Here is a 5,096-nt window from a genome sequence, read left to right on the forward strand (position 1 = left end):
CGGACAACTCCAGCGGCAACGGCTTCGGACCAGGCATCGCCCCACCCTATAACCGCAAGCGAACTACCGACTCAGGACACTAGCTGGGCCAGCCATCAAGTGGTTCCGGTTAGGCCCTGGCTGGGGCATTACATGACTCAGCCTCGGGCAGATCGCGACCTGCCAACGTCGGGTGATCAGGAAACGAGCCGACGCGATGCTCACACGCTCACTCGTCGCTCGTCCTGATCTGCGCTCCGTGTTCGTTGCGCTCATACGTGCGCCGCGTGTTCTTCTCGATCTTGCGGACGACCTCCGAGTCGAGGTCCAGCCCGTTCATCCCCGCGAGGGCGGTGAGGTAGAGGAAGACGTCGGCCAGTTCCTCACCCAGGTCCGCATGGCCCTTGCGCCAGGCGGTGAAGGCTTCACCGACCTCGGCCGTGAGAAGCCCGAACTCCAGGGCAACGTCCGTGGCATCGCACGGCTCAAGTGCTGGCAAATCTTCCGCAGATCCCGCATCAGCCCCAACCGCATGTCCGCCGTCGCCAAAGCTGTCCTCACCCTGGACTTCAGCATGGCGAGCCGTAGCGCGGTCGCGCGCTTCGTACCGGCTCGGGACCTGAGCGCCGATGCGTCGCAGCGCCTGGAGGTGATGCGGAAAAGCGCGCTGTCCCGTCAGGACAACCTGGATGCCCAGGGCGCGGGCGCGACACCGGCTCGAAGAAGCCGACGTGTCAGCCCGTGATGGAGAAGAACGCCGTGCCGCCCTCGGCCCACTACTCCTCCCCTGATCGTCGCGCCAATCGGTGACCCAGTCGCCCAGGGCATGTCGGCGCGCGCGAGCGGCATCGATCTCCACGGGCGGGCGAGAGCGGTGCGCAGGTCGCTGGTCATCGCCGCGGCGGCCGCCTGCTGCCCGTGCAGGAGCCTGCCACGACGGGCGGGCTTGTGTGATCGACCGGTCGGGTGGGCTGTCTTCGGCTCCGTCGGCGGCTCCACGGCTCCTGCTTCCGGGTGGCACTGGGGCTCTGCACGCCGACGAGAGGACACCGACCGACTACCCGACTATCCAGCACGGGGCTGCCGCCGCAAGGGCAGGAGAAAGGTCGCCGGCCTGTCAGCGGCCATGCTGGAGAGGACCACTGAGTCAGCGTAGCCGTAGAGGTGCCGTGTACGTGTCGGGAGGGGAGGGCCTATCGGTGCGCATGTCAGTGGCGAGCCGCACGGTCGACTCGGGCCCACGCTTGCAAGGTAGGACAAGCTGATGGGGCCTTTGCGAAAGGACCCCACGAAGAGAGTTAGTTCGTGAGGCACTTCGCCGGTACCGGTCCGCGCGGTGAGAGTACCGTTCCTAGTGGAGATGCTAGGAAGGAGACCAGCATGCCACGTTGGAGTGAGTACACGACCGGCGAGCGCATCAAGATCTTGCGGGGGAAGGCCATACGGCAGTCGGACCTCGCAAAAATGACGGGGTTGTCGCTTCCCACAGTCCAAGGGGCGGAGCAAGACAAGCGGCTCACCCTGCCGACGCTCATGGCGGTCGCAGCTGCTCTGCGAGTGGACACCTCCGTCATCCTCGGCCAGCAGGCGCCTCGCCGAGCAATGGAACACGGAGACCGCACCACGATGCGGGACCTCTCCTGTGCCGTTCACGACACAGCTGTCGGGTTGCTTCCTGCAGGTGTCAACGCTCCCAGTGCGGCATCGCTTCGGCAGACGACTAAGCGATGCTGGGACCTCTACTGGAAGGGCCACTACGTAGAGGCCGGCGCGGTTGCGGCATTGCTACTCGCGGAAGCCGCCGCCCACAAGCACGCGCGGCCTGCTCACGAGCAGTCCGAGGCGTGGGGTTTCGTAGCTGATGCCTACCGTCTCGCTGCGTACGTAGCAAACCTTATGGGCGCCCGTGACCTGGCGTATGCGGCGATCAGTCATGCGCAACAGGCTGCGGATCGAGCGGCGGACGACATGCGAACCGCCTTGGTGGCGTCAGGCCGGTCCTGGGTCTATCTGCGCGATGCTCGGCTGGACGAAGCGCTCGCCTTGGCAGAGAAGTCTGCACTGGACATCGAGCCCCGGTTCTCGAAGGCGACCATGGATGAGCTCGTCGCGTACGGCAGCCACGTCAACTTCGCGGCTGTAGTCGCCTCGCGTATGGGTGACAAGGAACGGGCGGCTGACTACTTGTCGCAGTCCCACGCAACAGGCGCCCGTATGGGGCGCGAGCATCGTGCTCACGGGACCGTCTTCGGTCCGGTGTCAGCAACGACGCAGGCAGTTGGGGTGAACGTAGCGCTCGGCCAGACTGGTAAGGCGTTGACGCTCATTAACTCCATCAAGGACGTCTCGCCACTCTCCGGTGCAGCCCGGAACAGGTACGCGATGGACAAGGCTATGGCGCAGGCCGACGCGAAGATGTACGACGCATCGCTGGACACTCTGGAGGAAGCGCTGGTCACTGCTCCCGACTGGGCGCGTCATCAAGCTCTGCCATCGGTGATTGTGCAGAAAGTGGGGCTGGCCAACACAACGCGGTTGCGTCGTGTGTCGAAGTTGATAGGCATAACTCCAGCTGGATCAGGGAGTTTTATGCCTGCCACTGCCAAGACTGCACTGTAACTCGTACGCCGCGTACGAGTCTTGATGGCCCGTCATCGCTGACCTATACGTCCCGTACGACTTTGCATCTAACTGATCGACAGAGTCGTACGGGGCGCTTCTTCCGCTCAACGGCCCGTGGGTAGAGAGTTCTTGTATGAACCGAACTCCATTGCAACGGGTTCGCCGGGAAGCGCTGGCGGAGGCAGCAAGCGATTCTGGTCGCGGGAGGCTTCCCGCGCGTATCGCCCGTGCCCGCGTTGTGCTGTACGACTGCCAGTCACTGCCCCAGAGGGGACGAGTTCTGGCCTCACATCGCACATTCGCTGAAGCGCGGGACTGGACAATCGTCGCGGAACTCGTAGATAGGGCACTGCCTGGGCGCCCCGTCATGGCGTGGCCCCTTTGGCCGCGCGTCGCCGAGTTGCTCGACTCTGGTCAAGCCGATGGGATCGTGACCTGCGCCTGGAGCCCCAACGACCCCAAGGTTATGTCGTGGTTGCTGAAACGGCACGCCTTTGCTGCGTGCATCGGAGCATCGTCGGAGACGACGGCTCACCTGCCCAAGGCGGGCTGACATGCACCGTATACGGCTCGTGCAGGATGTGGCGCCGGCCGCGCTGCCCGCTGATCGACCGGTGTGCGCACATGGAGCAGGCCCAGTGACCGCGACCGCGACCGCGAGAACGCAGCCGACCGACTACGGTGTCACGCTCGCGTCCGCTGGCCTAACGTGGGATGCCGTACGTGTCAGAGGGCCTATCGGTGCACACGTCCTCGACCTGTTGGGGGCGGCCAGCGGCGCCGTCGTCCACGACAATGCTTCAGACCAGCGCTACTGGTTCGTACCGCCGTCCTCCGCTGATGGCTGGTACCTGTGCGAGGCGGTGGTGTTGAGCGTTGCGACCTACGTGGCCCTTCCGCCTGTCGGCTGCCACGAGGGGCTGTTGCGGTGGGCGGTGCCCGCCGAGCGCGGGATGGTGACTGACGCGAACCTGCTGCTGGCAGCCCTTCCACTCGCGGACGCCATCGAATCCGGGCCCCGAATCCCGGAGGGGCTCCCTCTCCCGGGTGTCGACATGCGCGGGTTGGTGCTGCCGTGTGCGCCGTGCCAACACGGCGAGCGCTTCGTCGTGGAGCACGTGTGCGTCGGCTCCAGTCGCGTGCGCCTCGGAACCGATGGACGCATGCGCCCGACGCTGCGTACCACCTGCCCGTGCCCCAAGTGCGGTGCAGGACCCGGAAGTTCTGACAACTGACTTCACGTAGTGGGCCCATGGCGACCGACGGGCCCCGGGAAAGGGTCGCACACACCGGCGGACACGTCCGTCGGCCCATCGACTGCTCCGGTCGTGGGCGCTGTGTAAGGCAGCAGTCCGTCACACCACCGGCCGGGAGCGCCCTTCGCCCTTCCTAGGGCCCTAATTGAGGAGGAACACGTGACCCTTACGGTCGAAACGACGGCTCCCACTCCCACCTTGCTTGACGAGGATGTGGATTTGGTCCGACGTATCCGAGAGATACTCAACACACACCCGGCCGGCGTAGGGCTGCACCTGATGCTCACGACCGTGCCCGTCGACGTACCCGAAGGGTCGGTCCTGGTGCAGGTCGCGCGGGACGGCGTCGTGCACCTGGAGCCGCGCCCGTTGGCCGACCTCCGGCTCGACGACACCGTGCACGCCCCCGTCGACCCGCGGGATGAGCAGCCGCACCGTGCCACCCTGGCCTACTCCAGGTGCGGCGTCAGGCCACCGGAGTCCGGTGACACCGCTCACTACTACGTCAGCTAGCGTGCGGGCCACATCGAGGGCCGTCGCCGAGCGGCTGACACCGCTCGTTCTCCGGCTTCGTCTCGGAGAGCCCACGGTGGAGCACGAGCAAGGTGTGTTCGCCTCGGACTGGGCCGAGACCCGCGAACTGCCCGTTGACGGCGCAGACCAAACAGTCGCGCTGTTCGATGGCACTGCAATCCAACGTGAACTGGCGGGCCCAGCGGCGGCCGACGCTTATGCAGCCCGAGCGCGAACGCGCGTGTACGAGAGTATTCACGCACGGAGCGACGGGTGGCACTCCCTGGTGGCGTTGCACCTCTCCAGGATCACGCGTCGCCAGGTGGTCTGCACGCTCTACGAGTCGGACCAGGGCGACCGAGGCATCGGCCGGCACGTCGACGCCTGGGACGGCGTGATCATGCAGATGCGTGGCGTCAAGGCGTGGACGATCTGGCCTCCCGCGGCGGACCGGCGGGAGATCCACATGCGTCCCGGCGATGTCCTGTTGCTGCCTGCCTACGTACCGCACGCAGTGGCAACACCGGACACGTCGGTGCATCTCGTGTTCGCGCTGACTGAGCCGCTCACGGGCAGCGTCCTGTAGCCGACTCGGACCGGTGCTTGTCTTCCCCCCGGCACTGGTCCGAGGGCCACCCCGGGGGGGGGGGCCGGGGGGGGGGCCCCGCCGCGGCTGCTGCCCAAACAGCCCACCCCCCCACACCCCCGCCCACACACCGCGGGGGG

General features: G+C 66.3%; 5 protein-coding genes and 1 pseudogene. 5 read left to right on the plus strand and 1 reads right to left on the minus strand.

From position 1 onward, the window contains the following. Nucleotides 1–208 precede the first annotated feature (208 nt). Entirely contained in the window at nucleotides 209–478 is a 270-nt protein-coding gene (locus tag LCE31_RS16835) for a MazG-like family protein (RefSeq protein WP_225015093.1), read from the minus strand. Here LCE31_RS16835 and LCE31_RS16840 point away from each other — a divergent pair. The 5 genes and pseudogenes from LCE31_RS16840 to LCE31_RS16860 all read left to right on the plus strand — a co-directional run. Beyond that, a pseudogene (locus LCE31_RS16840) lies at nucleotides 449–547 on the plus strand (IS5/IS1182 family transposase); the annotation flags it as partial. The gene LCE31_RS16835 and the pseudogene LCE31_RS16840 sit on opposite strands and share 30 nt — an antisense overlap. An 812-nt stretch (nucleotides 548–1,359) precedes the next feature. Further along, entirely contained in the window at nucleotides 1,360–2,598 is a 1,239-nt protein-coding gene (locus LCE31_RS16845) for a helix-turn-helix domain-containing protein (RefSeq protein ID WP_225015094.1), read from the plus strand. A 641-nt stretch (nucleotides 2,599–3,239) separates the two neighbouring features. Further along, complete coding sequence (locus LCE31_RS16850; protein ID WP_225015095.1) at nucleotides 3,240–3,836, plus strand: hypothetical protein; 597 nt, start codon at nucleotides 3,240–3,242, stop codon at nucleotides 3,834–3,836. Nucleotides 3,837–4,076: 240 nt separating this feature from the next. After that, nucleotides 4,077–4,370 (plus strand): hypothetical protein, encoded by a 294-nt coding sequence (locus LCE31_RS16855; protein WP_225015096.1) that lies wholly within the window; start codon nucleotides 4,077–4,079, stop codon nucleotides 4,368–4,370. A 286-nt stretch (nucleotides 4,371–4,656) separates the two neighbouring features. Beyond that, nucleotides 4,657–4,956, plus strand: coding sequence for a JmjC domain-containing protein (locus LCE31_RS16860; RefSeq protein ID WP_225015097.1), 300 nt, complete (start codon nucleotides 4,657–4,659; stop codon nucleotides 4,954–4,956). The last annotated feature ends 140 nt before the right edge of the window (nucleotides 4,957–5,096 follow it).

The organism is Streptomyces sp. 8L (assembly GCF_020176795.1).
Taxonomy (GTDB): Bacteria; Actinomycetota; Actinomycetes; order Streptomycetales; family Streptomycetaceae; genus Streptomyces.

Excerpts from the sequence above, each read along its gene's own strand:
- LCE31_RS16845 (WP_225015094.1), top strand. The coding sequence starts at position 1,360 with ATGCCACGTTGGAGTGAGTACACGACCGGCGAGCGCATCAAGATCTTG.